Source organism: Micromonospora sp. NPDC051196, assembly GCF_040682415.1.
Classification (GTDB): Bacteria; Actinomycetota; Actinomycetes; order Mycobacteriales; family Micromonosporaceae; genus Micromonospora.
The window spans coordinates 230,630-254,374 of the sequence record NZ_JBFBAY010000002.1 but is presented as its reverse complement, the minus strand read 5'-3'; the positions used below and the strand labels follow the sequence as shown (position 1 = coordinate 254,374).

Annotated in this window: 22 protein-coding genes; 15 read left to right on the top strand and 7 right to left on the bottom strand. The window is 71.4% G+C overall.

Annotated features, from left to right (window positions below; all coding sequences use genetic code 11):
- Nucleotides 1-5 precede the first annotated feature (5 nt).
- The 3 genes from AB0M35_RS06970 to AB0M35_RS06960 form a co-directional block, all read right to left on the bottom strand.
- Nucleotides 6-995, bottom strand: a complete 990-nt coding sequence (locus AB0M35_RS06970) for an alpha-ketoacid dehydrogenase subunit beta (protein ID WP_363742510.1) — start codon at nucleotides 993-995, stop codon at nucleotides 6-8.
- Nucleotides 995-2,170 carry a pyruvate dehydrogenase (acetyl-transferring) E1 component subunit alpha gene (gene pdhA, locus AB0M35_RS06965; RefSeq protein ID WP_363742507.1) on the bottom strand — a complete coding sequence of 392 codons (1,176 nt, stop codon included), beginning with the start codon at nucleotides 2,168-2,170 and terminating at the stop codon, nucleotides 995-997. Before pdhA ends, AB0M35_RS06970 begins: the two co-directional genes overlap by 1 nt.
- Before the next feature lie 634 nt (nucleotides 2,171-2,804).
- Nucleotides 2,805-3,395: a hypothetical protein gene (locus AB0M35_RS06960; protein ID WP_363742505.1), complete on the bottom strand. Its 591-nt coding sequence runs from the start codon at nucleotides 3,393-3,395 to the stop codon at nucleotides 2,805-2,807.
- Nucleotides 3,396-3,568: 173 nt separating this feature from the next.
- Between AB0M35_RS06960 and AB0M35_RS06955 the strand changes: the two genes are divergently transcribed.
- A complete protein-coding gene (locus tag AB0M35_RS06955; protein WP_363742503.1) occupies nucleotides 3,569-4,198 on the top strand; it encodes a phosphatase PAP2 family protein in 630 nt (209 codons plus the stop codon).
- 10 nt (nucleotides 4,199-4,208) lie between these two features.
- Here the strand turns inward: AB0M35_RS06955 and AB0M35_RS06950 are convergent, their stop codons facing one another.
- Genes AB0M35_RS06950 through AB0M35_RS06940 form a run of 3 tightly spaced genes read right to left on the bottom strand, consistent with a single transcriptional unit; the run spans nucleotide 4,209 to nucleotide 9,019 of the window.
- Nucleotides 4,209-5,429: a hypothetical protein gene (locus AB0M35_RS06950; protein ID WP_363742501.1), complete on the bottom strand. Its 1,221-nt coding sequence runs from the start codon at nucleotides 5,427-5,429 to the stop codon at nucleotides 4,209-4,211.
- Nucleotides 5,430-5,487: 58 nt separating this feature from the next.
- Nucleotides 5,488-7,194, bottom strand: a complete 1,707-nt coding sequence (locus AB0M35_RS06945; RefSeq protein WP_363742499.1) for a GTPase — start codon at nucleotides 7,192-7,194, stop codon at nucleotides 5,488-5,490.
- A gap of 4 nt (nucleotides 7,195-7,198) precedes the next feature.
- The gene (locus tag AB0M35_RS06940) at nucleotides 7,199-9,019 is read right to left on the bottom strand and encodes an ABC transporter (RefSeq protein WP_363742497.1); all 1,821 of its coding nucleotides are present in this window, start codon (nucleotides 9,017-9,019) and stop codon (nucleotides 7,199-7,201) included.
- 221 nt (nucleotides 9,020-9,240) lie between these two features.
- Between AB0M35_RS06940 and dnaK the strand changes: the two genes are divergently transcribed.
- From dnaK to AB0M35_RS06915, 5 genes are all read left to right on the top strand, one after another.
- On the top strand, nucleotides 9,241-11,118 hold the full coding sequence (dnaK, locus tag AB0M35_RS06935) for a molecular chaperone DnaK (protein WP_363742495.1): 1,878 nt from the start codon (nucleotides 9,241-9,243) through the stop codon (nucleotides 11,116-11,118).
- Between the two features lie 46 nt (nucleotides 11,119-11,164).
- Nucleotides 11,165-11,929, top strand: a complete 765-nt coding sequence (gene grpE / locus AB0M35_RS06930; RefSeq protein WP_363742493.1) for a nucleotide exchange factor GrpE — start codon at nucleotides 11,165-11,167, stop codon at nucleotides 11,927-11,929.
- A gap of 84 nt (nucleotides 11,930-12,013) precedes the next feature.
- A complete protein-coding gene (gene dnaJ, locus AB0M35_RS06925) occupies nucleotides 12,014-13,195 on the top strand; it encodes a molecular chaperone DnaJ (RefSeq protein WP_363742491.1) in 1,182 nt (393 codons plus the stop codon).
- 28 nt (nucleotides 13,196-13,223) lie between these two features.
- Nucleotides 13,224-13,661, top strand: a complete 438-nt coding sequence (locus tag AB0M35_RS06920; protein ID WP_363742489.1) for a MerR family transcriptional regulator — start codon at nucleotides 13,224-13,226, stop codon at nucleotides 13,659-13,661.
- 202 nt (nucleotides 13,662-13,863) lie between these two features.
- Nucleotides 13,864-14,139: a hypothetical protein gene (locus AB0M35_RS06915; protein ID WP_363742487.1), complete on the top strand. Its 276-nt coding sequence runs from the start codon at nucleotides 13,864-13,866 to the stop codon at nucleotides 14,137-14,139.
- Nucleotides 14,140-14,249: 110 nt separating this feature from the next.
- On the opposite strand, the gene AB0M35_RS06910 is transcribed toward AB0M35_RS06915, so the two are convergent.
- Complete coding sequence (locus tag AB0M35_RS06910) at nucleotides 14,250-14,678, bottom strand: hypothetical protein (protein WP_363742485.1); 429 nt, start codon at nucleotides 14,676-14,678, stop codon at nucleotides 14,250-14,252.
- Nucleotides 14,679-14,947: 269 nt separating this feature from the next.
- Between AB0M35_RS06910 and AB0M35_RS06905 the strand changes: the two genes are divergently transcribed.
- The 9 genes from AB0M35_RS06905 (at nucleotide 14,948) to AB0M35_RS06865 (ending at nucleotide 23,725) form a co-directional block, all read left to right on the top strand.
- Nucleotides 14,948-16,075: a hypothetical protein gene (locus tag AB0M35_RS06905; protein WP_363742483.1), complete on the top strand. Its 1,128-nt coding sequence runs from the start codon at nucleotides 14,948-14,950 to the stop codon at nucleotides 16,073-16,075.
- 100 nt (nucleotides 16,076-16,175) lie between these two features.
- Complete coding sequence (gene clpB, locus AB0M35_RS06900) at nucleotides 16,176-18,767, top strand: ATP-dependent chaperone ClpB (protein ID WP_363742481.1); 2,592 nt, start codon at nucleotides 16,176-16,178, stop codon at nucleotides 18,765-18,767.
- A 125-nt stretch (nucleotides 18,768-18,892) separates the two neighbouring features.
- Nucleotides 18,893-19,270 carry a hypothetical protein gene (locus AB0M35_RS06895; RefSeq protein ID WP_363742479.1) on the top strand — a complete coding sequence of 126 codons (378 nt, stop codon included), beginning with the start codon at nucleotides 18,893-18,895 and terminating at the stop codon, nucleotides 19,268-19,270.
- 56 nt (nucleotides 19,271-19,326) lie between these two features.
- Nucleotides 19,327-19,911 carry a DUF4178 domain-containing protein gene (locus tag AB0M35_RS06890; protein WP_363743016.1) on the top strand — a complete coding sequence of 195 codons (585 nt, stop codon included), beginning with the start codon at nucleotides 19,327-19,329 and terminating at the stop codon, nucleotides 19,909-19,911.
- A gap of 97 nt (nucleotides 19,912-20,008) precedes the next feature.
- On the top strand, nucleotides 20,009-20,941 hold the full coding sequence (locus AB0M35_RS06885) for a hypothetical protein (RefSeq protein ID WP_363742478.1): 933 nt from the start codon (nucleotides 20,009-20,011) through the stop codon (nucleotides 20,939-20,941).
- A 136-nt stretch (nucleotides 20,942-21,077) separates the two neighbouring features.
- Nucleotides 21,078-21,758: a hypothetical protein gene (locus tag AB0M35_RS06880; RefSeq protein WP_363742476.1), complete on the top strand. Its 681-nt coding sequence runs from the start codon at nucleotides 21,078-21,080 to the stop codon at nucleotides 21,756-21,758.
- A gap of 23 nt (nucleotides 21,759-21,781) precedes the next feature.
- Nucleotides 21,782-22,591, top strand: coding sequence for an SDR family oxidoreductase (locus AB0M35_RS06875; RefSeq protein ID WP_363743014.1), 810 nt, complete (start codon nucleotides 21,782-21,784; stop codon nucleotides 22,589-22,591).
- A gap of 168 nt (nucleotides 22,592-22,759) precedes the next feature.
- Entirely contained in the window at nucleotides 22,760-23,290 is a 531-nt protein-coding gene (locus tag AB0M35_RS06870; protein ID WP_363742474.1) for an orotate phosphoribosyltransferase, read from the top strand.
- Between the two features lie 57 nt (nucleotides 23,291-23,347).
- Complete coding sequence (locus AB0M35_RS06865; protein ID WP_007454255.1) at nucleotides 23,348-23,725, top strand: metalloregulator ArsR/SmtB family transcription factor; 378 nt, start codon at nucleotides 23,348-23,350, stop codon at nucleotides 23,723-23,725.
- The last annotated feature ends 20 nt before the right edge of the window (nucleotides 23,726-23,745 follow it).

Sequence of the window (23,745 nt, the reverse complement as noted above, 5' to 3'; positions counted from 1 at the left end):
GCCGCTCACCAGCCGAAGGTGCGGTCGACGGCGTCGAGCACCCGGTCGAGGTCGGGAAGGTACTCCTCCTCCACCCGGGCGGCCGGGTAGGGGGTGTCGAAGCCGGTCACCCGTAGCACCGGCGACTCCAGCGAGTAGAAGCACTCCTCGGTGATCCGGGCCGCGATCTCCGCGCCCAGGCCGACGTTGGACGGTGCCTCGTGCACCACCACCGCGCGGCCGGTGCGCCGCACCGACTCGTACACCACGCCCAGGTCCAGCGGGGAGAGCGTACGCAGGTCGATGACCTCCAGGTCGCGGCCGTCCTCGGCGGCGGCGGTCGCGGCATCCAGGCAGGTACGCACCATCGGGCCGTACGCCAGCAGGGTGGCATCCGTGCCGGGCCGCGCGACGCGGGCGGCGTGCAGCGGGTACGCCTCGGCCAGCGGGGCGTCCAGGTCCACCTGCCCCTTCTCCCAGTAGCGCCGCTTCGGCTCCAGGAACACGATCGGATCGTCCGAGGCGATCGCCTGCTGGATCATCACGTACGCGTCCTGCGGGTTGGAGCAGGAGACGACCTTCAGCCCGGCGGTGTGTGCGAAGTACGCCTCGGGCGACTCCGAGTGGTGCTCCACCGCACCGATGCCGCCACCGAACGGGATCCGGATGACCATCGGGATGCTCAGCCTGCCGCCCGATCGGTAGTGCATCTTTGCCACCTGCGAGACGATCTGGTCGTACGCCGGGTAGACGAAGCCGTCGAACTGGATCTCGCAGATCGGCCGGTAGCCGCGGATGGCGAGGCCCACCGCGGTGCCGACAATGCCGGACTCGGCCAACGGGGTGTCGATCACCCGCTGGTCGCCGAAGTCCTTCTGGAGGCCGTCGGTGATCCGGAAGACGCCGCCGAGCTTGCCGACGTCCTCGCCCATGATGACGACCTTCGGGTCGTTCTCCAGGGCCTTGCGCAGGCCGATGTTGAGGGCCTTGCCGAGGGTGAGCGTCTCCGTGGCCATCAGTGTGCGCTCCCCTCGAACGAGTCAAAGTACTTGCTGAACTGTGCACGCTGCTCGTCGAGCAGCGGCGACCCGTTGGGGTAGACGTTGTCGAACATGGTGACCGGCTCCGGGTTCGGCATGGCCAGCACCCGCTCGCGCAGGTCGATCGCCTCTTGGCGGGCCTGCTCGTCGACCTCGGCGAAGAAGCCGCTGTCGGCGATCTTCTCCTGATCCAGGAACGCCTTCATCCGGGCGATCGGGTCCTTGGCCTGCCACGCCTCGACCTCGCTGGCGATCCGGTAACGGGTCGGGTCGTCCGAGGTGGTGTGCGCCCCCATCCGGTAGGTGTACGCCTCGATCAGGGTCGGGCCCTGCCCGTGCCGGGCGTTGTCCAACGCGTGCCGGGTCACCGCGTACGTGGCCAGCACGTCGTTGCCGTCCACCCGGATGCCGGGGAAGCCGAAGCCGGCGGCCCGCCGGTACAGCGGGACCCGGGTCTGGCGTTCCAGCGGCTCGGAGATGGCGTACTGGTTGTTCTGGCAGAAGAAGACCAGCGGGGCGTTGAACACGCTGGCCCAGACGAACGACTCGTTGACGTCGCCCTGGCTGGTGGCACCGTCACCGAAGTAGGCGATGACCGCCTCGCCGTCCTCGCCGCCGGTCTTGCCGTCCATGGTGACGCCCATGGCATACCCGGTCGCGTGCAGGGTCTGCGCCCCGATCACGATCGTGTACATGTTGAACTTGAACTCGTTCGGATCCCAGCCGCCCTGATCGACGCCGCGGAACAGGCCCAAGGGCATGATCGGGTCGATGCCGCGGCAGTACAGGACGCCGTGCTCCCGGTAGGTCGGGAAGGCCATGTCCTGCGCGCGCAGCGCCCGGCCGGAACCGACCTGCGCGGCCTCCTGGCCCAGCAGGCTGGCCCACAGGCCCAGTTCGCCCTGCCGTTGCAGGGCGGTGGCCTCGGCGTCCAACTTCCGGACGAGTACCAGGTCGCGGTAGAGGCCGCGGTACTCCTCGTCGGTGAAGTCGACGCGGTACTCGGTGCCGTCCGGGCCGGTCACACTGTCGATCCGCGCACCGGCTGGGGTGAGCAACTGCACCAGTTCCGGATCGCCGGTCACGGCCTTCTTGGATCGGGGTGCGGCGCGCCGGCCGCGGGTGCTGGCCCCGGGGTCGCCCTTTGCCATCCGTCTCTCCCTGTCGTGTCTGCGTCGGCACCGGGGGATCACCCGGCCACGCGACTCGTACGCCGGCCCCGGCTGGTGCCGGGATCGGTTCCTGGCGACCGCGCCTAGCCCCGGTGGGGGTTGCCGCGCGGCGTGAGCCGGATTCATGGCCGAACCCGGTTCGGGGAGCGCCGGCGCCCAGTCGCGCCTACCGCGTGGGTGCGCGGAGGTCGCGGCTGCACTGCCGTCGTGGCTCCCATATTCGCATCACAGGTGAGCCGTCCCACACCCTGCCTGCCCCGCATCCCAGGTCCGACCCGGTTCGTTACCCGAAATGCCGAGGTGACTGGTCGAGCGACGCCCGGCCGATCCGGTGGTGGTTCGTCACCATTCGGTCAGATGCGCGTTTCGACACGCGGTGGGGGTTGGCTGACGCAGAGCCACTCACCCACGCTGTTTCGGGTGGGCCCCGAGCCAGCCTCGGCGGTCCGTCGGCGCTGCTCATGGCGGTTCCGGCACGGGGCGACGACGAGGAGTGCGTGGTGTCGGAACCAGACGAGGGAGCCGGAATTCCCGGTCGGCACCGGACACCCGGCGATTACCGTCGGGTGGTGGGTGCCCATCGCGCCACCCGCACCTCCGGCCCCTCCCGGGGTTACCTGCTGACCGTGGCGCTGCTCGCCGGCACGGCCTCGTTGCCGGTTCTCGCCGCGATCAGCACCGGCTCGGCGACGGTGGGCAGCACCGCCCTGCCGGACAGCGGCACGCTGTTCATTCCGACGCCCTCCGTCGGGCCGGTGGTCATCCCGCCGCCACCCACCGGCGCTCCGGCCGCCACCTCGACGGCGGTGCCGTCGACCGCGCCGGCCCCGCCGGTGGACCTGCACGGCCGACGGCCGACCCGCATACCGGCCGACCTGACACCGGAGCGTCGCGCTGAGCCGCCGGTGACCTCCCCCCGGCCCAGGCTGCCGACGCCCGGCCCGGTGCCCGCACCGCATCCGCGCCCGACCCCGGCGCCCAACCCCACACCGAGCCGGCCGCTGCCCGGAACCTCCCCGTCGCCGACGGCCACACCCACCTCGTCGCCCGCCCCGAGCGACTCCACCAGCCCGCCCGCTTCGGCCGACCCGGCCGGCGGTGCCGGGCCGAGCGCGTCGGCGGAGCCGCCGGACACGACCGACCCGTCGGCAAGCACAGCGCCGCCCGCCACGACCGACCCGTCCACGTCGGCGGACCCCAGCACGCCCGGCGACCTTCGTACCCCGGCGGAGCCCGGCGCCTCGGCGGGCCCGGGGGCGTCCACCGAGCCGGCACCCGCCACGCGAGATCACCCAGGAAGTGCCGGGTCGCCGACGGTACGGTGAGGACGGCGTCACATCGCCGTCGGCGGACCGGAGCGGAGCGGGGGATCGGATCTTGGCCGACCGTGACCCGGTCGTTGACGACGTCGCTGCGGCCCGGCCCGGCCCAGGGCTGCGACTGGCCCGGATCATCACCGAGCTGACCGCGCCCGCCGTCCTGGTGTCGCTGCTCACCGTCGTGATCGGCTGGCACAGCGCCCGGGGCGCGATGAGCGGCGTCGGATGGGGCCTGGTCGCCGTCGTCTTCGTCAGCCTGATTCCGATGTCCTACATCCTCGGCGGGGTACGTCGTGGCCGGCTCACCGATCACCACGTCCGGGTACGCGAACAGCGGCGGGTTCCGCTGCTGTTCGGGCTCGGATCGGTCGCCGCCGGGCTGGCCCTGCTCTCGGTGCTGGGCGCGCCGCGACCCGTGCTGGCCCTGGTCGCCGCCGGACTGGTGGGCCTGGTGGTGGCGGTGACGGTCAGCCACTGGTGGAAGATGTCGATCCACTCGGCGGTCGCGGTCGGTGCGCTGGTGATACTGATGGTCACTTTCGGCGCCTGGCTGCTCGTCGCCACTCCGCTGCTCGGGCTGGTCGGCTGGTCGCGGGTCCGACTGGGCGATCACACTCCTGCCCAGGTGCTCGCCGGTGGTGCACTCGGTGGTCTGGTCGCGGCGGTCGTCTTCGCCCTGCTGCGTTGACCGGACGGAATCAGCCGTCGTCGGCGAGGCGGTGCCGGTTGGCGTCGATCCAGGCATCGAGGGCGGCGGGATCGTCCGGGTCGACACCGTCGGCCATCAGCTGCGCCACCGCAGCGGTCGCCGGGCTGCGACGCTCGCCGGTCGCGTAGAGCCGGACGAACTCCGGCACCATCTCCGCGATGGCGGTGTCCGTCCCGGCGGCGGCAGTCGTCGGCAGCCCACGCCTGCGGGCCGCGTACCCGGCCCAGGCGCGTAGCACCCGGGGCAGCATCGCCGCGTCGTCCATGTCCAGTACCGCCCGGCGGTGCACCCAGTCGAGCAGGAAGAACCCGGCCACGGTCGGGCTCCACCGCAGCGGATCGGCGTCCGCGAAGGTGGCCGCGTGGTCGAGCAGCAGGCCCAGGCAGAAGTGCAGCGAGGCCAACTCGGCACCGTCGACGTCGTCGAACCCGGCCCGGTTCGCCTCCGGCGAGGCGAGGAAACGCCGGATCTCGTCGGCCCGTACGGCGGCCGGCAGCGGATCGTCGGAAGGCACCGGCACAGGGCCCTGCCAGGCCGGCAGGATCGCCAGCCGGGCACCGACCAACGCGCGATCGGTGGCCAGTGAACTCGTCCCGGGCAACTGCCCCAGGTGGTCGGTGACGGCCAGGTGCCGGGTCACCTCGCCACGCATCCGGCTCGGGTCCTCCTCCCGGAACCAGGTCAGCTCGTCCTCGGCGCACAACTGCCGGACCTGGGCCAGGATCCGACTCGCCGGCCCGCCGACGAAGACGTCCTTGGCGATGCCGATGTTGTGGTCCACCAGCGCGATCAGGGCGTGTTCCGGCCCACCGATCGTGTCGTCGTAGGCGAAGGTCGCCAGGTAGGAGGTCTGGTCGCCGTAGACGTCGCCGTACGCCCAGGTGCCGGTCACGTGCACCCGGCCGAGCTGACCCGACCAGGCCGGTGCGGCAGCGCCGGGGCGTACCCGGTCCGCGCCCCTCGCGTCCGGCACGAGGGCGGCGAAGATCGCCCGTACGGTGGTCGCGGCGAGGGCCCGCCGTCGCGAGGTCGCCGCGAGGAAATCGGCCACGAACTCGCGTACGGCGGTCTCGCGGTCCGTCTCCGCGACCTCGTACACGCTGCCCAGCAGGGCCGCGCCGAGCATCTCCGCGTCGAGGGCCGTGTCGAGCTTGGTCACGTCGCGGGCGGCGTGCAGCACCGCTTCGTACGGGGTCTGTGGCGTGGCCATGACCCGACACTACGCCGCTCACGGCCCGGCCACCGGTGAGCGAACCGCCCGACGTCGGTCAGCGGTGCCGGGCGACCTCGAGAACGGTTCGCGCGTCGGCGTGCGCGGCGATCACCGCACGGACCGGTGTGAGCACGTACTCCTCGCCGATCTCGGTCACCGCGTCGGTCAGTCGGGCCTCGGCGCGCTGCCGGGCCCGGCGGGCGGCCCACCGCGCCACCGGTCGGGTCAGGGCCGCCACCAGCAGCCCGGCCAGCAGCCCGCCGAGCAGCAGCAGGGTCGGCACGGGCACCTCACCGACCATCGGATGACGCAGTTCCGGCAGTCCCAGGACCCGCAGCGCATAGCCGAGAGCGAGCCAGCCGAGCCCGGCCACGGCGGCCAGGGTCACCAGCCACTGCACCGCGCCGACCAGCCGCCACCAGATGCGCGGCCGGTTCATCCCCAGGTCGGTGCCGGCGACCGCGCGGTCCAGGGCATCCGGCAGGTCGCCGAGCCGGGACCGGGCCGCCGCGGTGACCGCGTTCGGCCAGGCGCTCGGCAGTCCGGCACCGGCCTGCTCGGCCACCGTGCGGATCGCGAGCCCCAGCGCGGACCGGTCGGCGGCGCTGGGCTCGGGCACGGACGTCGCGGCGACCAGACTCTCCGCCGGGTCACCTGGGCCGCCCGGTCGCTCGGGAAGGTGCAACCGGCGCAGCGGATCGGGGCGCAGTCGCCGCCAGAGCCGTACCAGCGGCCAGCCGGTGGCCGAGGCGGCCCGATGCCGGTACGCCTGCTCGACCGCCTCCACCACCGTCGGCACGCCCGCCGTGGCGACCAGCGCCCGGTCCAGTACGGCCAACGCCGGATCGTTCGTGGCCAACGCCGGGCGCGGCGCACCGACCATCTCGTCGAGTGCGGCGACCACCGCGTCCACGTCACCGGAGAGCCGGCGCAGCGCGGCCTGCCGCTCGGCGACACTGCGTTCGAGCGCCTCGCGCAGCCCTTTCGTCCCGCCCGGGTCGGTGATGGTGGTGGCCAGCAGCGGTACCCCGGTGAGCCCGTCGGAGTCGAGCAGTCGACGCAGGTCGGCCACCACCCGGGGCACGTCGGCCGGAGGTAGCCGGTCGGCCTGGTTGAGCACGACCACCGTGACGTCGCGGTGCCGGTGGAACTCGCGCAGGTAACTGCCGTGCACCACCCGGTCGGCGTACTTCTGCGGATCGACCACCCAGACCACCAGGTCCACCAGGCCGAGCAGCCGGTCCACCTCCAGCCGGTGCGAGTGCTGCACCGAGTCGAAGTCCGGCAGGTCGAGCAGGATCAGCCCGTGCAGCGTGGACTCGTCGTCGGCGTCCAGCACGCTTTCGCGGACGAACCGGTGCCGGGGCAGTACGCCGAGCCAGTCCAGCAGCCGGGTGCCGCCGTCGAGCGGCCCCCACACACAGGCGTGTGTCACTCCGGTGGTGGGTCGGCGTACCCCCACGGGGGAGAGATCCATCCGGGCCATCGCGTTGAACAGGCTCGACTTGCCGCTGCCGGTCGCGCCGGCGAGCGCCACGACGGTGTGGTCGCGGGAGAGCGCCAGTCGGGTACCGGCCCGCTCGACCAGCGTGCGTGCCGGCACCAGCGGAGTGTCCGGCAGTTGGCCGTCGACGATGCCGAGGAACCGGCGGATCGCCTCCAACCGGGCGACCAGCTGGTCGGCGTCCACCCGGCCGTCAGCCCGCAACGCCTCGCGCAGGCGTCCGCCCATTCCCATCACGGCCGCTCCCGGCTGGTCCATGTGCTCACGCCGGCCGCCCCTGCTCGGTCGGCCCGCTCAGGGTGGTGGTCGCGTCGACGAATCCGCTGCCCAGTCGGGCCGCCTCCACCCGCTCGGCCGCCTGGCGCAACGCGGTCGCGGTCTGCGCCGCCGGCCGGGCCTGCTCGGTCCGGGCGAGGTAGCGGGCCGCCTCGGCGTCGAGCAGGGTCCGCACCCGTTCCAGTAGATCCTCCCGGGCCTTGTTGGCCAGCGTACGCACGGCCTGGTCACCGAAGATCGCTTGCAGCACCGCCTGGCCGGCGACGGTGGTGCCCGCTCCGGTGGCGACCTCCAGCCCGGTCGGGATGAAGGCGGTCGAGGCGAAAACGGCGATCATGACGGCCAGCCCGGTCGCGTTCACCGCGTAGGCCGCCGTACGGGCCACGAAACGCCGGTCGCCGCCGGAGGTACGGACCAGTTCCAGCACCCCCCGCTGCCAGTCCCGGACCAGCCGCTCGGCGCGCTCGGGCAGGTCGGTGCCGTAGTGGGCGAGTTCCGGTACGAGCAGCGCGGCCCCGGCCGGATGAGCCTTCCAACCGGTGTACGTCTGCTCGGCCGCCTCGGCGGCCACCGCCCGCAGCAGGGTGATCAGTTGAGACTCGATCGCCTCGCGTAGCTCGGCGGCGGGCGCCGGATGTCGGCTGAACGCGGCCACGAGGCGGTCCCGCAGCCGGCTGATCCGCGCTTCCAGAGTGCGGAAGAAGTCGCTGGTGCCGACGAACTCCTGCCAGCGGGCCAGCACCTCGCCGCGGAGCAGTTGGCCGTCGCGCAGCCCCTGCTCGACCGTCCGGTTCGCGGCCCGGTACGCGGCGCGTACCCGATCGTCCAACGCGTCGGCGGCGGCCACCTGCTCGTCGGCGGCGGCAGCCAGGCTCTCGACGGCGGGTTGCAGCGCGGCCAGGGCGCCGCCGAGGGTCTGCCGGACCACCGCCGAGCGGGCGTCGGCGTCGGCGGCGAGCCGGGCGAACCAGTCGGCCAGCGGCGCGGTCACCCGGTCGGGGAGCAGGCCCTGCCCGTCGACCCAGGTCTCCGGCAGCACGAACAGCGGCGCCGAGCCCAGATCCTGCTCGGCGAGCATCTCGGCGAGGTGGGCGGCCACCTCGTCGATGGCCTCCGCCGGCACCCGGTCGAGCACCATGGCGATCACCGCGCCCCGGGCCCGCGCGCCGCGCAGCAGTTCCCAGGGGACGGCGTCGGCGTACCGGGCGGCGGTGGTCACGAAGAGCCAGAGGTCGGCGGCAGCGAGCAGTTGGCCGGCCAACGCCCGGTTGGCGTCGACCACCGAGTCGATGTCGGGGGCGTCCAGGAACGCCAGCCCGGGAGCGAGCGCCGGGGCGGTGACCAGGTGCAGGGTGCGCGGGTCGTCGCTGGGCTGGTTGGTGCGGGTGAGGCCGGGCAGCAGTTCGCCCCGGCGGAACCAGGGCGAGTCGGCCGGGTTGCAGACCAGCACGGGTGAACGGGTGGTGGGACGCAACACCCCGGCGGCACTGACCCGCGCCTGCACCAGGCTGTTGACCAGGGTCGACTTGCCGGCGCCGGTGGACCCGCCGACCACCACGAGCAGCGGCGCATCGAGGCGGGTGAGCCGGGGCAGGAGGTAGTCGTCGAGTTGGTCGGCGAGGGCGGCGCCGATCCGCTCGGCGGGCTCGGCCGAGGGCAGTACGAGCGGGAACCGGGCGCCCCGGATCGCGGCACGCAGGCCAGAAAGGGCGTCGGGTAGGTGGTCGTCCCCGGTGTCGGTGAGGCCGGTGCGGGCTGCGACGGCGGGCGCGCCGGAGAGTGAGGCGGGATCGCCGTTCGTCGTCACCGCTAAAGCGTGCCCGACCGACACAAGGTAAGACAACCGGTCAGTAGCGAGTGACGAGTTGCGCCGAGCCGACTCAACCTTGACTTGACGATTGCGTCAGGCGTGGCACTATTGAGTCAAGTTCACTCAACTTGAGGTGGGGTCGCTGCGGGCGGCGCCTGCCGGGCGGTGTGCCGGGAGTGCCCGTCACCTGCTCAACGTTACGAAGCGAGGAAGCGAAGATGGCACGTGCGGTCGGTATCGACCTCGGCACGACGAACTCCTGCGTCAGCGTCCTGGAGGGCGGTGAGCCCACCGTCATCGCCAACGCTGAAGGCTCGCGGACGACCCCGTCGATCGTCGCGTTCGCCCGCAACGGCGAGGTGCTCGTCGGCGAGGTCGCCAAGCGCCAGGCGGTGACGAACCCGGACCGGACGATCCGTTCGGTCAAGCGGGAGATCGGCACCAACTGGTCCGTCGACATCGACGGCAAGAAGTACACCCCGCAGGAGATCTCGGCCCGGACGCTGATGAAGCTCAAGCGGGACGCCGAGGCCTACCTGGGCGAGCAGATCACCGACGCGGTGATCACCGTCCCGGCGTACTTCAACGACGGCCAGCGCCAGGCCACCAAGGAAGCCGGTGAGATCGCCGGCTTCAACGTGCTGCGGATCGTCAACGAGCCGACCGCGGCCGCCCTGGCGTACGGGCTCGACAAGGGCTCCAAGGAGCAGACCGTCCTGGTCTTCGACCTCGGCGGCGGCACCTTCGACGTGTCGCTGCTGGAGTTGGCTGAGGGCGTCATCGAGGTCAAGTCGACCAGCGGTGACAACCTGCTCGGCGGTGACGACTGGGACCAGCGGATCATGGATCACCTGGTCAAGACCTTCCGTGGTGAGCACGGCATCGACCTGTCGCAGGACAAGATGGCGATGCAGCGGCTCAAGGAGGCGGCCGAGAAGGCCAAGATCGAGCTGTCCGCCGCCACCACCAGCAACATCAACCTGCCGTACATCACCGCCGGCGCGGCCGGCCCGCTGCACCTGGACGTGACGCTCAGCCGGGCCGAGTTCCAGCGCATGACGCAGGACCTGCTGGACCGCTGCAAGGGCCCGTTCGAGCAGGCCGTCAAGGACGCCGGGATCAAGGTCGCCGACGTCGACCACGTGATCCTGGTCGGCGGCTCGACCCGGATGCCGGCCGTGACCGACCTGGTCAAGCAGATGACCGGCCGGGACCCGAACAAGGGTGTCAACCCGGACGAGGTCGTCGCCGTCGGCGCCGCCCTGCAGGCCGGTGTGCTCAAGGGCGAGGTCAAGGACGTCCTGCTGCTCGACGTGACCCCGCTGAGCCTGGGCATCGAGACCAAGGGCGGCATCTTCACCAAGCTGATCGAGCGCAACACCACCATCCCGACCAAGCGTTCCGAGGTGTTCACCACCGCCGACGACAACCAGCCGTCGGTGCTGATCCAGGTCTTCCAGGGTGAGCGCGACATCGCCGCGTACAACAAGAAGCTCGGCACCTTCGAGCTGACCGGTCTTCCGCCGGCCCCGCGTGGCGTGCCGCAGATCGAGGTCACCTTCGACATCGACGCGAACGGCATCGTGAACGTCCACGCGAAGGACCTGGGCACCGGCAAGGAGCAGAAGATGACCATCACCGGCGGCTCCTCGCTGCCGAAGGATGACATCGAGCGGATGCGCCGGGACGCCGAGGAGCACGCGGAGGAGGACAAGCGCCGCCGCGACGAGGCGGAGAGCCGCAACGTGGCCGAGGCCCTGCAGTGGCAGACCGAGAAGTTCCTCGCCGAGAACGGCGACAAGCTGCCCGCCGAGAACCGCGACAAGCTCAACGAGGCCCTCGGCGAGCTGCGTGGTGCCCTCGGTGGCAGCGACATCGATAAGATCAAGTCGGCGCACGAGCGGCTGGCGCAGGTCTCGCAGGAGGCGGGCTCGCTGCTCTACGCCCAGCAGGGCGAGCAGGCCCAGGCGGGCGGCGCTGCTGGTGGTGCCGGTGCGGCCGGTGCGGGTGCGACCGGTGGCGCCCAGGCCGGTGCGCGGCCCGGTGCCGACGACGTGGTCGACGCAGAAATCGTCGACGACGAGGACAAGAAGTGACGGTCCGGACGACGCAGGCTCACGGGCAGAGGGATGAGGTAGTCGTATGACGGAGAAGCCACGAGCCGCCGCCCCGGGTGACACCGGGTCGGCGCCGGGTGGCTCGGCGCCGGAGCCGGCCACCGGCGACGCGCCGCGGGTCGTCATCCGCAACAACCGCAAGATCAGTCAGGCCGCCGAGCCGGATGGTGCGGCTGCCGATGCCGGGTCGGACGACCCGGCGGAGGGCCTGGTCGAGGATGCCGAGGTGGTGGTCGACGCCATCGAGGTCGAGGCTGCCGCGTTGAGCGAACCCGCGACCGAAGGGCCGCCGGTGGTGGACTCTCCGGCGAATCCGGTCGACAGGCCCACGAGCGGCAAGGCGTCGGATGTTGCGGCTGCCGAGTTGGGGGCGCTGCGCGCCGACCTTGAGGAGCGCACCCGGGACCTGCAGCGGGTCACGGCCGAGTACGCCAACTACCGCAAGCGGGTCGAGCGCGACCGTGGGTTGGTCACCGAGCAGGCGACCGGCTCCGTGCTCGCCGCGCTGCTGCCGATCCTGGACGACCTGGACCGGGCTCGGGAACACGGTGACCTGGTCGGCCCGTTCGGTTCGGTGGCCGAGCAGCTGATCGCCGCGTTGGGCAAGTTCGGCCTGACTCCCTTCGGCGAGCAGGGTGACCCGTTCGACCCGACGCGGCACGAGGCGGTGGCCCACCAGACCTCGGCCGACGTCACCGAGCCGACCTGCGTACAGGTGATGCGGCGGGGCTACCAGATGGGCGAGCGACTGTTGCGGCCGGCGATGGTCGCGGTGGCCGATCCGGAATAGTGCGCGACGGTGACCGGGCCGTCCTGTCCGCCGAGTTACGGCGGGCGGGACGGCCCCGGCCCGGCAATGGGGAGGAGGTGGACGTTGAGTTCCAAGGACTGGATCGAGAAGGACTACTACGCGGTCCTGGGCGTGGCGAAGACCGCCTCCGCTGACGAGATCAAGAAGGCGTACCGGAAGCTGGCCCGCGAGTCGCACCCGGACCACAACCCCGGCGACCCCAAGGCCGAGGAGCGCTTCAAAGCGGTCTCCGAGGCGTACGCGGTGCTCGGCGACGACACCAAGCGCCGCGAGTACGACGAGATGCGCTCCCTGTTCGGCTCGGGCGCGTTCCGCCGAGGTGCCCGCCAGACGGGCCAGCCCGGCGGGATGCCGTTCGACGTCTCCGACCTGTTGGGCGGGGCGTCCGCAGGTGGTGGTCGGTTCGCCGGTGGCGGCATCTCCGACCTGTTCAGCTCGATGTTCTCGGGCGGCCCGCGTGGTGCCGGTGGCGGTGCGCCCGGTCCGGCGCGTGGGCGGGACGTCGAGGCCGAGGTGGCGCTCGACTTCGACGACGCGGTCCGGGGGGTGACGCTGCCGTTGACGCTGCGGGCACCCGGTGTCTGCGACACCTGCCACGGCAACGGTGCCAAGCCGGGCACCCAGCCGAGGGCCTGTCCGGTCTGCCACGGCGCCGGGGTGACCACCCGCAACCAGGGCGCCTTCAGCTTCTCCGAGCCGTGCCGCAACTGTCAGGGCGTCGGCAACGTCGTCGACGAGAAGTGCCCGGAGTGCCAGGGCACCGGTGGCGTTACCAAGACCCGCACGCTGAACGTCCGCTTCCCGGCGGGGGTGGCCGACGGCCAGCGGATCCGGCTGGCCGGCCGGGGCGAACCGGGCGTGCGCGGCGGCCCGGCGGGCGATCTGTTCGTGCACGTCAAGGTCCGGCCCGACGAACTGTTCGGGCGCACCGGCGACGATCTCACCCTGACCGTGCCGATCACTTTTACCGAGGCGGTGCTCGGCACTGACCTGCGGGTGCCGACCCTCGACGGTGCGGTGACCTTGCGGGTCCCGCCGGGTACGCCGAGCGGGCGGGTCCTGCGGGCCCGGGGCAAGGGAGTGAGCCGCCGGGACGGGCAGGCCGGCGACCTGCTCGTCACGTTGGACGTGGTGGTGCCGGCGCGGGTCACCGACGAGGCGCGGGCGGCCCTGGAGGCGTTCGCCGAGCAGACCCCGCCGGCGGCGCGGGAACATCTCGACGCGCGGGTGCGTCGGTTCAGTTGATCGGTGAAGCGGTGCGGAGGTGAGCGGCATGGACGGGTTCGTCGGTTCGGATGACCCCGCCTACGAGGCCAAGGTGCTGATGATCTCGGTAGCGGCGCGGATGGCGGGAATGCATCCGCAGACGCTGCGCCAGTACGACCGGCTCGGCCTGGTTCAGGCCGGCCGGGCGGCGGGCGGCGGGCGGCGCTACAGCGTCCGGGACGTGGTGTTGCTGCGCGAGGTGCAGCGGCTCAGTCAGGACGACGGGGTCAACCTCGCCGGGATCAAGCGGATCATCGGCCTGGAACAGCTGCTGGAGCAGGCACAGCAGCGGGTCGCTCAGCTGGAGGCGGAGCTGGAGGCCGCGTACCGCCGGATGGCCGAGTTGGAGTCGCTGGCCCGTTTCCCCGGCCGTGACCTGGTCCCGACCAACCAGACCTCCACCGCCCTGGTGGTCTGGCGTCCCCGCCGCAGCCCCGGCCGCTGACCCGCAGGTCCGGCGGAGGCACCCACGGACCACGCTGCCCGCGTGGTTCCCGCCGGGCCTGCGTGGCCTGCTGGGAAGGGCGAGGATCTCCTTCCTGGCGTGCGCATCTTCGACAAATCCGAGCGGGGGACAGGTTGCCTTCGCTAACATCTACGCCAAATCAGGTCTAACCATCTCAATCCGTAATCCGGCGGGGGGAGCCATGACGGAAGCGGCGAGGAAGGTGGCCGAAGAGGCAGAGCTCCGGTTCGACAACCTGGCCGAGCACGTTCAGAAGCGATTCGATCGGATCACCAACGGGCGCTTCTCCGACCAGGTCAAGTCCGGCCGGTTCAGCGGTCAGACCAGCCGGCCCAGCAATCGACCCAGCAGCCGGAACACGGGTGGCAACTGGGGCGTACGGGTGGGTCAGGGCGGCCACGGTGCCGGCCAGGCGCGCACCGATCAGCATCGCCGCGAGCGGGGCGGATCGCGCTGACGATCCGCCGACGTGCGGGCCGGGAGCCACGGGGGGTCCCGGCCCGTTCGCGCGAGACCACGTCATCCGTTGGCGGGTCACCGAGCTGAGGTGCGGCTCCGGGAGCAGGCTCAGAGCCGGCGGCCCTCCCGGACCAGCCCGCCCTCACACCATTCCCGGTAGACGAACAACTCCGGATGGGTCAGCAGTACCCGGCTGTTGTGCGCCCAGGTACGCATCATCTCGTCGCCGTTACGCTCGGCCTGGTCCACCAGCTTGCGGAAGCGTCGCCGTGGATGTGCCCGGAAGTTCGTCCGGATTCCGTCGGCGGCATAGATGTAGAGGCAGTGCAGGGCGAACCGCCGGGCCGGACAGGTCGAGTCCATGGCCAGGTCGAACAACGTCATCACCAGCCGGTCACCGGAGACCAGCAGATCCCAGTCCGGTGGCATGGACGTCAACGGAACCGAATCGGGGTTGTACGCCCACGTTCGCAACTCCGCCGGGGTCGGGTCGACGGGGTTGGCGAAGCCGTGGAACGTTGACTGCTGCACGCTCACCGGCCAACCTTCCGCTCTGCCGGCGGGGGCGTCGTCCGCCCTCCGCGAACCCTGGCTGCTGGGGCGACACGGTAACGCGGTACCGGCGGGTACGGGTAGCCCTTCCTGGAAGCAATTCTCCGCCTGTCGGGCGGGGTGGATCCTCCGGACGGCCGAGCCGCCGTAGGTTGTGGCCGGACTCCGTCATCATGTCGTGGCGTACCGGTGCCCGAAAGGGCGGCTCGACCGCCACTGAGACGGGCGCAGGCCACTCTCGTGACGGAGGCTGGATGATCACCCGGCGGAGACGTTGGATGGCGATGCTCGCCCTGGCGCCGGCCCTGGTGGGCTGTTCCATCGGGGATGTCCGCCGGCTGCCGCCCGCGCCGACCTCGGTGCCGTCGACGTCGACGCCGTCGAGTCCGGTTCCGACACAGATCGCGGAGATCCGCGGTAGTCGGCTCGCCGTACCGCAGCGTTACGACCAGCCGTACGTCGAGTTCGTTGACGCCTCGCGGGGCTATGCCCTCTTCAGCGCCTGCGACGGCCGGCCGCCCGGCCCGGACTGTCCCGCCCTGCTCTGGTCCACCATCGACGGCGGTCGGTCCTGGCAACGGCTCCGGCACCCGAAGCCGGTGGCCGATAACCAGCAGATGTACGCCCTGCCGGGGGTGCTGGCCCTGTGGGCCGAGCCGCACGGCTGGTGGACGTCGACCGACGGTGGCCGGACCTTCCAACACCGCCCGGGTGAGGCTGCGCCCCCGCAGTGGCAGGCTGCCCAGGGCAAGTTTCAGATCATCGAGGAAACGGGCAAGGTCGGGCGGTGGACCGGTAAGGCGCTGCGTCCGCTGGCCACCCAACCGCCGCTGCCCGCGCTGAACATGGTGGTGCAGGGCGACGGGTGGATGGTGCGGGACGGCATCAAGTACTACGGGCCGCTGGTGGCCGCCGGGGCGGGAGAGGACGGCCGGCCGTACGCGGCGATCTCCTGGGACGAGGGACGGCGCTGGGAGAAGACCCCGGTGCCGGCACCCGACGGCGCGGTGTGGCTGCTCCGGACGGAGCTGGCGGCCGGCGAGCTCTGGCTGATCGGCGAGCGGCCGGACCGGATCAGCTTCCCGGTGCTGTGGCGGCTGGAAGGCGGCTCCTGGCAGCGGGTACGCGCCGAGGGGAATCCGGAAGCCGGACGAGCCGTTCCGCTGGGCGCCGAGGTGGTGGCGGTGATCAGCTCGCGGGGGGCGGGTGCGCTGCTCGGCGGCCGGTACGTCGACCTGCCTCGCTGGCCGTTGACCGACCGGCACCACCTGCGGCGGCTGTCCGACGGCACCCTGTTCGCCGGTACGTCGGAGACCATCCTGCTCGGCATTGGTCACCTCGGCGACCGGACCTGGGTGCAGGTGGTGTTGGAGATGGACTGACTCCCATTGCCATGGGGTAGATCACACCGCTAGGGTTGAGCGGAATAGACTCAACTCTGGTTCTGTCGGTACCAGTGGACACGCCGATCCAGGGGAGCCCATGAACACCGAACGCCTCACCACCCGCAGCCGCGAGACCATCACCGGTGCCGTCGCCCTGGCCAACCAGCGCGGGCACGCGACCGTGGAACCGTGGCACCTGCTGTTGTCGCTGCTGGACACCGAGGGTTCGACCGCTGCCGGCCTGCTGCGCGCCGCCGGGGCCGACCCCGCCGAGCTGCGCCGCGCCGCCCAGCGGGCGGTCGACGCCCTGCCCGCCGCTCGTGGTTCCAGCATCGCCGAGCCGACCCTGGCCCGTGAGTTCGTCAACGCCATCGGCGCAGCCGAGCAGATCGCCCGGCCGCTCGGCGACGAGTACACCTCCACCGAGCACCTGCTGGCCGGGCTGGCCCGGGTCGGTGGCGCCGTTTCCGGCGCGCTGAAGGCCGCCGGTGCCACCGAGGAGACGCTGGTGGCCGCCTTCCCCAAGGTGCGGGGCGGGGACCGTCGGGTCACCAGCGCCGACCCGGAGCAGACCTACCAGGCGCTGGCCAAGTACGGCGTCGACCTGACCGCGAGCGCTCGGGACGGCAAGATCGACCCGGTGATCGGCCGGGACTCCGAGATTCGCCGGGTGATCCAGGTGCTGTCCCGGCGGACCAAGAACAACCCGGTGCTGATCGGCGAGCCGGGCGTCGGCAAGACCGCCATCGTGGAGGGCCTGGCCCAGCGCATCGTCGCCGGTGACGTGCCCGAGTCGCTGCGCGACAAGAAGCTCGTCTCGCTCGACCTCGGCGCGATGGTCGCCGGTGCGTCGTACCGGGGTCAGTTCGAGGAGCGGCTCAAGTCCGTCCTGGAGGAGATCAAGAACTCCGACGGGCAGGTCATCACCTTCCTCGACGAGCTGCACACCGTCGTCGGTGCCGGCAAGGGCGAGGGCTCGATGGACGCCGGCAACATGCTCAAGCCGATGCTGGCCCGTGGTGAGCTGCGGATGGTCGGCGCGACCACGCTGGACGAGTACCGCGAGCACATCGAGAAGGACCCGGCGCTGGAGCGCCGCTTCCAGCCGGTGCTGGTCGGTGAGCCCACCGTCGAGGACACCATCGGCATCCTGCGCGGGCTCAAGGAACGCTACGAGGTGCACCACGGCGTACGCATCACCGACGCCGCCCTGGTCGCCGCCGCAGCCCTCTCCGACCGGTACATCACCGACCGGTTCCTGCCGGACAAGGCGATCGACCTGGTGGACGAGTCGGCGTCGCGGCTCCGGATGGAGATCGACTCCCGGCCGGTCGAGGTGGACGAGATCGAGCGGGCGGTTCGCCGGCTCGAAATCGAGGAGATGGCGCTGGCCAAGGAGCCGGACGCCGCCTCGGCCGAGCGCCTCGAACGGCTGCGCAAGGAATTGGCCGACAAGCGCGAACAGCTCACCGCCCTGTCCGAGCGGTGGAAGCTGGAGAAGACCCACATCACCAAGCTCTCCACCGCCAAGGAGGAGTTGGAGCGCCTCGGCGGCGAGGCCGAGCGGGCCGAGCGCGACGGCGAGCTGGAACGCGCCGCCGAGCTGCGGTACGGCCGGATCCCGGCGCTGAACAACGAGTTGAAGCAGGCGGCGGAGGAACTGGCCCGGCTACAGGCCGACGGCGCGATGCTCAAGGAGGAGGTCGGCGCCGACGACATCGCCGCCGTGGTCGCCTCCTGGACCGGCATCCCCGCCGGCCGGCTGCTGGAGGGCGAGACCGCCAAGCTGCTGCGGATGGAGGAGTCGCTGCGCGAGCGGGTCGTCGGCCAGGCCGAGGCCGTCGGCGCGGTCTCCGACGCGGTACGCCGCGCCCGGGCCGGCGTCGCCGACCCGGACCGCCCGACCGGCAGCTTCCTCTTCCTCGGCCCGACCGGTGTCGGCAAGACCGAGCTGGCCAAGGCACTCGCCGAGTTCCTCTTCGACGACGAGCGGGCCATGGTCCGCATCGACATGAGCGAGTACGGCGAGAAGCACTCCGTGGCCCGTCTGGTCGGTGCCCCACCCGGCTATGTCGGGTACGAGGAAGGTGGCCAGCTCACCGAGGCGGTACGCCGCCGGCCGTATTCGGTGATCCTGCTGGACGAGGTGGAGAAGGCCCACCCCGACGTCTTCGACATCCTGCTCCAGGTGCTCGACGACGGTCGGCTCACCGACGGACAGGGTCGTACCGTCGACTTCCGCAACGCGATCCTGATCCTCACCTCGAACCTGGGATCGGCGGTGATCAGCGACCTGACGCTCGCCGAGGAGCAGCGCCGGGAGGGTGTGCTCGCGGTGGTCCGGTCGCACTTCAAGCCGGAGTTCCTCAACCGGCTCGACGACATCGTGGTCTTCGCCGCCCTTCAGGGCGACGACCTGCGGGCCATCGTGGACATCCAGATCGCCCGGCTGCGCCGTCGGCTCGCCGACCGCCGGCTGGTGCTGGATGTCACCGACGCCGCGCGGACCTGGCTCGCCGAGCACGGGTACGACCCCATCTACGGCGCCCGGCCGCTGCGCCGGTTGGTCCAGTCCGCGATCGGCGACCAGCTGGCGCGGGCCCTGCTCGCCGGCAAGATCCGGGACGGCGACACGGTGCGGGTCGACCTCGCCGACGCCAAGGACGGTCTGTCGGTGACCGCCGCCTGACCGCCGCACCGGGACATCGGGCCCGCGTCGCGCCTCGTCGCGACGCGGGCCCCGTCGTCGGTACGGGCGCAAGACGGCACCGGGACAGTAGTGCGCCGCCAGCCGGTCCGGGTCACGATGGAGGCATGTTCGCGATGGGACGACAGCACGACGAGTTGGCGGACGCGGTCGCGGCCCTCGCCGACGCCGAGACGGTCTCCTTCGGTGGAGTGGGGCTGGCCGGCACCATGTTGCCGGAGACCGAGGCGTACCAGCGGATCGAGGAGGTTGCCGCCGACCGCCCCGACGAGGTACGCGGGCAGCTCGAACGCCTGTTGTCGGCGGGGTCACCGGCGGCCCGGGTGTATGCCGCCACCCTCCTGGAACGGCTCGATCCGCCGGCCGGGCGGGCGGCCTGGGCCGGGTTGCGGGCCGACCCGACGCAGCTGCACACCGCTACCGGCTGCGTACTGGACAGCACCACCGTCGGTGAGTACGCGGCGAACCGGCTCGCCGAGTCCTGAGCCTGCGCCGGCGGCCCGGGGACCTGTCCCGGCTGACTGACCTCGGAGGTGACCAACTGGAGAAGGCATGGGTGTACCTGCTGGCAGCCCTCGGGTGCCTGCTCGGGTTGGCGCTGGTGGCCGTGCTCCGGCGCCGCTCGGCCCGTCGGCCCCGGCGAACGGCGGGTGCGCCGCACAGCCGCCCGCGCGTCGACCCGCGTCGGATCGAGGTCGGCGACATAGTCGAGATCGGGGACGTGGCTTATCCGGTACGCGGCTCGGTCCGTCTGATCGAGGGCGAGTGGACCTGGGCCGAGCATCTGCTCGACGATCCCGACGGCCGGCGCTGGCTGTCCGTGGCGGAGAACCCTGAGTTCGAAATGGTGCTCTGGCGGTCCGAATCCGGCGATGCCGGCACCGCCGGTGCTCCGGTGGTCGAGTTCGCCGGTCGCCGGTACAGCTGGCGAGAGTCCGGCCAGGCTCGCTACACCGCCACCGGCGCCACCGGCCTCGCCCCGAGCGGGGTGATGCGCTACCACGACTACCGGGCGGCGGCCGGTGCCCGCCTCACCTTCGAGGCGTACGGCGGATCCGGCTGGCAACTGGCCCGGGGCGAGCGGCTGGATCGGGCCGACGTGATCGTCCATCCCCAGAGCCGATAGCCCGTTGCGGCAGGTGACGCGCCGTGTGGCCGGCACCGTGGCGTGCCGAACTGGTCGGGTGCCGATACGGTGAAGCGCGTTGCAGGGAAGGAGAGAGATGGCCGATCCTCAGAGCACCCCGACCCGGTCTCGGCCGGGCGTGGTGACGATTTCCACCTATTTGCTGTTGCTGTTCGCGGTCTGCCAGTTGATCAGTGCGATCATCACGCTGGCCACCATCGGCACCGTACGTGACGCGATGGAGGATGCCCTTCAGGGCAGCGAGGGCGAAGGGCTGGAGGGGATCGCCGACCTGGCGGTCGCTGTCGGCGTCGGCACCTCCATCTTCATGCTGGTGGCGGCGCTGGCGCTGGCCGGTCTGGGCCTGGTGAACCTCCGGGGCAAGAACGGTTCGCGGATCGCCACCTGGATCGTGGGCGGCATCCTGTTCTGCTGCAACGGGTTCAACGTGCTCGGCAGCATGACCGGCGGCCTGACCGCACCGGCCGACACCAGCGGGGACATGCCGAGCGCTGAGGAGATCCAGCGTCGGGTCGAGGAGGCGCTGCCCTCCTGGGCCACTCCGGTCAGCATCCTGCTCGGCGTGATCAGCCTGATCTCGCTGCTGGTGGCGCTGATCCTGCTGGCGCTGCCGAAGGCCAACGAGTTCTTCCGCAAGCCGACGCCGCAGTGGGAGCCGCCCACTCCCGGCGCCACCTACCCGGGTCAGCCCGGCTACCCGGGTCAGCCCGGCTACCCCGGTCAGGCGGGTTACCCCGGTCAGGCGGGTTACCCCGGTCAGCCGGGTTACCCGGGTCAGCCGGGTTATCCGGGTCAGCCCGGCTACCCGGGTCAGGCGGGTTACCCCGGCCAGCCCGGTGAGCCTGGTTACCCGCCGGCGCCCGGCCATCCGGGTGCCGCGCAACCGTCCGGTGAGCCCGGGTACCCGCCCATCCCCGGCCAGACGTCCTCCGGCCAGTCGGGCGACCAGGGTGGGCAGAACCCGCCGGGCCAGCCCGGCGACCAGCCGCCCAGCGGCAACTCCAACTGATCGAGGCTGATCGGCTGTTCGAGGTCCGGCCCGGCCCGCGTGGCCTGGGTCCGGCCCCCGACACGCCCGAACCGCCGCGACTGTGACGGTCCCTCCGAGTAGGTTGCTTCCCGAACGCCTACCGGAGGGACTCGTCGTGTCGTACCCCGAACAGGCGCCGGATCGTCGGCCGACCGTGGTCCGGCTCGCCGTGGCGGTGCTGTCGGTGATGGCGCTCGGGGCCCTCGGGTACGCCCTGGCGGGCCTGGCCACGGTCGGGGGCACCGTGAGTCGCTTCCGCGCTGCGGCTGCCGACACCTCGGCGGACGGCGGCCAGATCGACGTGATGACCACCCTCCTGCGGACCTCGGTCGTGCTGTCGGCGGTGGTGAGCGTGTTCGCCGGGCTTCTGCTCGCCGGTCTCGCGCTCGGCGTGGCGGCAGGCCGGACCGGTGCCCGGGTGGCCAGTTGGGTGGTCGCCGGGTTCGGCGTGCTGTTCGGCTGCTGCGGCATCGTGGCCCTGTTCATTCAGCGCATCACGCCCCTGGATTTCGGCGACGACCAGGTTGCCGCCGAACTGGTTGATCTGACCGGAAACGCCTACCCGTCCTGGTGGATTCCGCTCACCGCGACCCTTTCGGTCGCCCAGGTGCTCGGTTACCTTGTGGTAGCCGTACTGCTGGCGTTGCCCGCAGCTGGTGCCTGGTTCCGGCGTCGCCGTTCGACAGTCGCACCGATGCCTCATCCGCCGGGCGGATTTCCGCCATCGGCGCCGCCGCCATACCAGCCGTATCCGCCGCCCGGGGCCCCGCCGTCGCCCCCCTACCCGCCGAGGTGAGCAGTTCCGTGACGCCCGAGCCCGTGCCGTCCGACCAGCCGCTGGCCGGGCGCTGGGCACTGATCACCGGCGCGACTGCGGGCATCGGGGCGGCCTTCGCCGGGCGACTCGCCGCCGACGGGTGGCATCTGGTGCTGGTCGCTCGGGACGGGACCCGGCTCGCTGCTCAGGCCGCCGAGCTGACCGGCCGGTACGGCGTGGAGACCGAAATCATCACCGCCGATCTGTCCACCGACGACGGTTGCGCGCCGGTGGAGCGGAGACTCGCCGCCACCCCACCCGTCGAGCTGTTGGTCAACAATGCCGGGATCAGCTTGAACACGCCGTTTTTGCGATCTTCCGCAGCGGACGAGGCCCGGTTGCTCCGGCTTAACGTGCATGCCGTCATGCGGCTCACCCTGGCCGCGCTGCATACGATGACCGAGCGGCGGACCGGGGCAGTGATTAATGTCTCCTCCGTTGCCGGGTTCGGTGCGATCATGCCCGGATCGACGTACCCGGCCAGCAAGGCCTGGGTCACCAACTTCAGCGAGTCGGTCGGCCAGTCCGCGCGCCCCTTCGGCGTACGGGTGATGGCGTTGTGCCCTGGCTACACGCGTACCGAATTTCATCAGCGAGCCGGCATCGACATGTCGAAAACCCCCGAATGGATGTGGCTCAGCGCCCCGGCCGTGGTCGACGAAGCCTTGCGTGACCTGGGAAAAGGCAAGTTGGTCAGTGTTCCGTCGTGGAAGTACAAGCTGGCCGTGGCGGGTCTGCGGCACGCACCGCGTCGACTGCTCGACCTGGTCGCCCGGGACACCCGGGGTCGCATCGGTCGGGAGCGTGGCTGATCGGCGCAGCCCGGCGGGCGTAGCCGCGTGATTCGGTGGCCGGTGACTCGACTTGCTCCAATGAGTAACCCACCGTAACGAGCATCGTCAATCATCGGTCGCCCGGAAGAGTTGCCGCAGGTAGCCCGCGCACGCGGCACACAGCTTTGCGCAGTACCCTCTACCCCCATGGGGGACCACGACGACCTGCGTAAATTCATCTCTGACCTGGCTGTGGTCCACGGCCGGGTGGTGCTGTCCTCGGGGCGGGAGGCCGACTGGTACGTCGACCTCAGGCGCGTCACGCTCCATCACCGGGCGGCACCGTTGGTCGGCCGAGTGATGCGGGAGTTGACCGCCGACTGGTCGTACGACGCTGTGGGTGGTCTGACGTTGGGTGCTGATCCGATCGCCCTGTCGATGCTGCACGCCACCGGACGTCCGTTGGACGCGTACGTGGTGCGGAAGGCGGGCAAGGCGCACGGGCTGCAACGGAGGATCGAGGGTCCGGATGTCGCCGGTCGTCGGGTGCTGGCGGTGGAGGACACCTCCACCACCGGTGGAAGTGTGTTGACCGCTGTCGAGGCTCTTCGCGAGGCCGGGGCCGATGTCGTGGGGGTGGCCGTTATCGTTGATCGTGGTGCCGGCGACGCGGTGCGAGCCGCCGGATTGCCCTATCGGGCGGCCTATACGTTGGCTGACCTCGGCCTTGTGGCGTAAAAGTTTGCCGATTCGGATCTGCTGATATGCAGGCGGATCGATGCTGCTGGTGGAAGGATGGAATACGTGGGAACTGCGTTGGCCGAAATGACTATGCCTCAGATCTCGCCGCTTGCCGGTGAGCCGATCGAACGTGCCGACGCCGAGCGGCTGGCGGGGGTCCTCAAGGCCCTTGCCGACCCCGCCCGGCTGCGGCTACTCAGCCTGATCCAGTCGGCGCCCGAGGGCGAGGCGTGCGTGTGCGACCTGACCGCACCGCTCGGCCTCTCCCAGCCGACGGTCAGCCACCACCTGCGTATCCTCACCGAGGCCGGCTTGCTGGAGCGGGAGAAGCGCGGTGTGTGGGCCTACTACCGACTGGTCCCGAGCGCGATCGCCACGATCGCGGACCTGCTGACCCCGCCGCGTAAGCGGGCCACCAAGAAGGCTCGCTGACTCGCAGCCGCCTGGTGGCT

Coding starts and splice junctions, on each gene's coding strand:
- AB0M35_RS06970 (WP_363742510.1), bottom strand. CDS start 995: ATGGCCACGGAGACGCTCACCCTCGGCAAGGCCCTCAACATCGGCCTG.
- pdhA (WP_363742507.1), bottom strand. CDS start 2,170: ATGGCAAAGGGCGACCCCGGGGCCAGCACCCGCGGCCGGCGCGCCGCA.
- AB0M35_RS06950 (WP_363742501.1), bottom strand. CDS start 5,429: ATGGCCACGCCACAGACCCCGTACGAAGCGGTGCTGCACGCCGCCCGC.
- AB0M35_RS06945 (WP_363742499.1), bottom strand. CDS start 7,194: ATGGACCAGCCGGGAGCGGCCGTGATGGGAATGGGCGGACGCCTGCGC.
- dnaK (WP_363742495.1), top strand. CDS start 9,241: ATGGCACGTGCGGTCGGTATCGACCTCGGCACGACGAACTCCTGCGTC.
- grpE (WP_363742493.1), top strand. CDS start 11,165: ATGACGGAGAAGCCACGAGCCGCCGCCCCGGGTGACACCGGGTCGGCG.
- AB0M35_RS06920 (WP_363742489.1), top strand. CDS start 13,224: ATGGACGGGTTCGTCGGTTCGGATGACCCCGCCTACGAGGCCAAGGTG.
- AB0M35_RS06915 (WP_363742487.1), top strand. CDS start 13,864: ATGACGGAAGCGGCGAGGAAGGTGGCCGAAGAGGCAGAGCTCCGGTTC.
- AB0M35_RS06905 (WP_363742483.1), top strand. CDS start 14,948: ATGATCACCCGGCGGAGACGTTGGATGGCGATGCTCGCCCTGGCGCCG.
- clpB (WP_363742481.1), top strand. CDS start 16,176: ATGAACACCGAACGCCTCACCACCCGCAGCCGCGAGACCATCACCGGT.
- AB0M35_RS06895 (WP_363742479.1), top strand. CDS start 18,893: ATGTTCGCGATGGGACGACAGCACGACGAGTTGGCGGACGCGGTCGCG.
- AB0M35_RS06885 (WP_363742478.1), top strand. CDS start 20,009: ATGGCCGATCCTCAGAGCACCCCGACCCGGTCTCGGCCGGGCGTGGTG.
- AB0M35_RS06870 (WP_363742474.1), top strand. CDS start 22,760: ATGGGGGACCACGACGACCTGCGTAAATTCATCTCTGACCTGGCTGTG.
- AB0M35_RS06865 (WP_007454255.1), top strand. CDS start 23,348: ATGGAATACGTGGGAACTGCGTTGGCCGAAATGACTATGCCTCAGATC.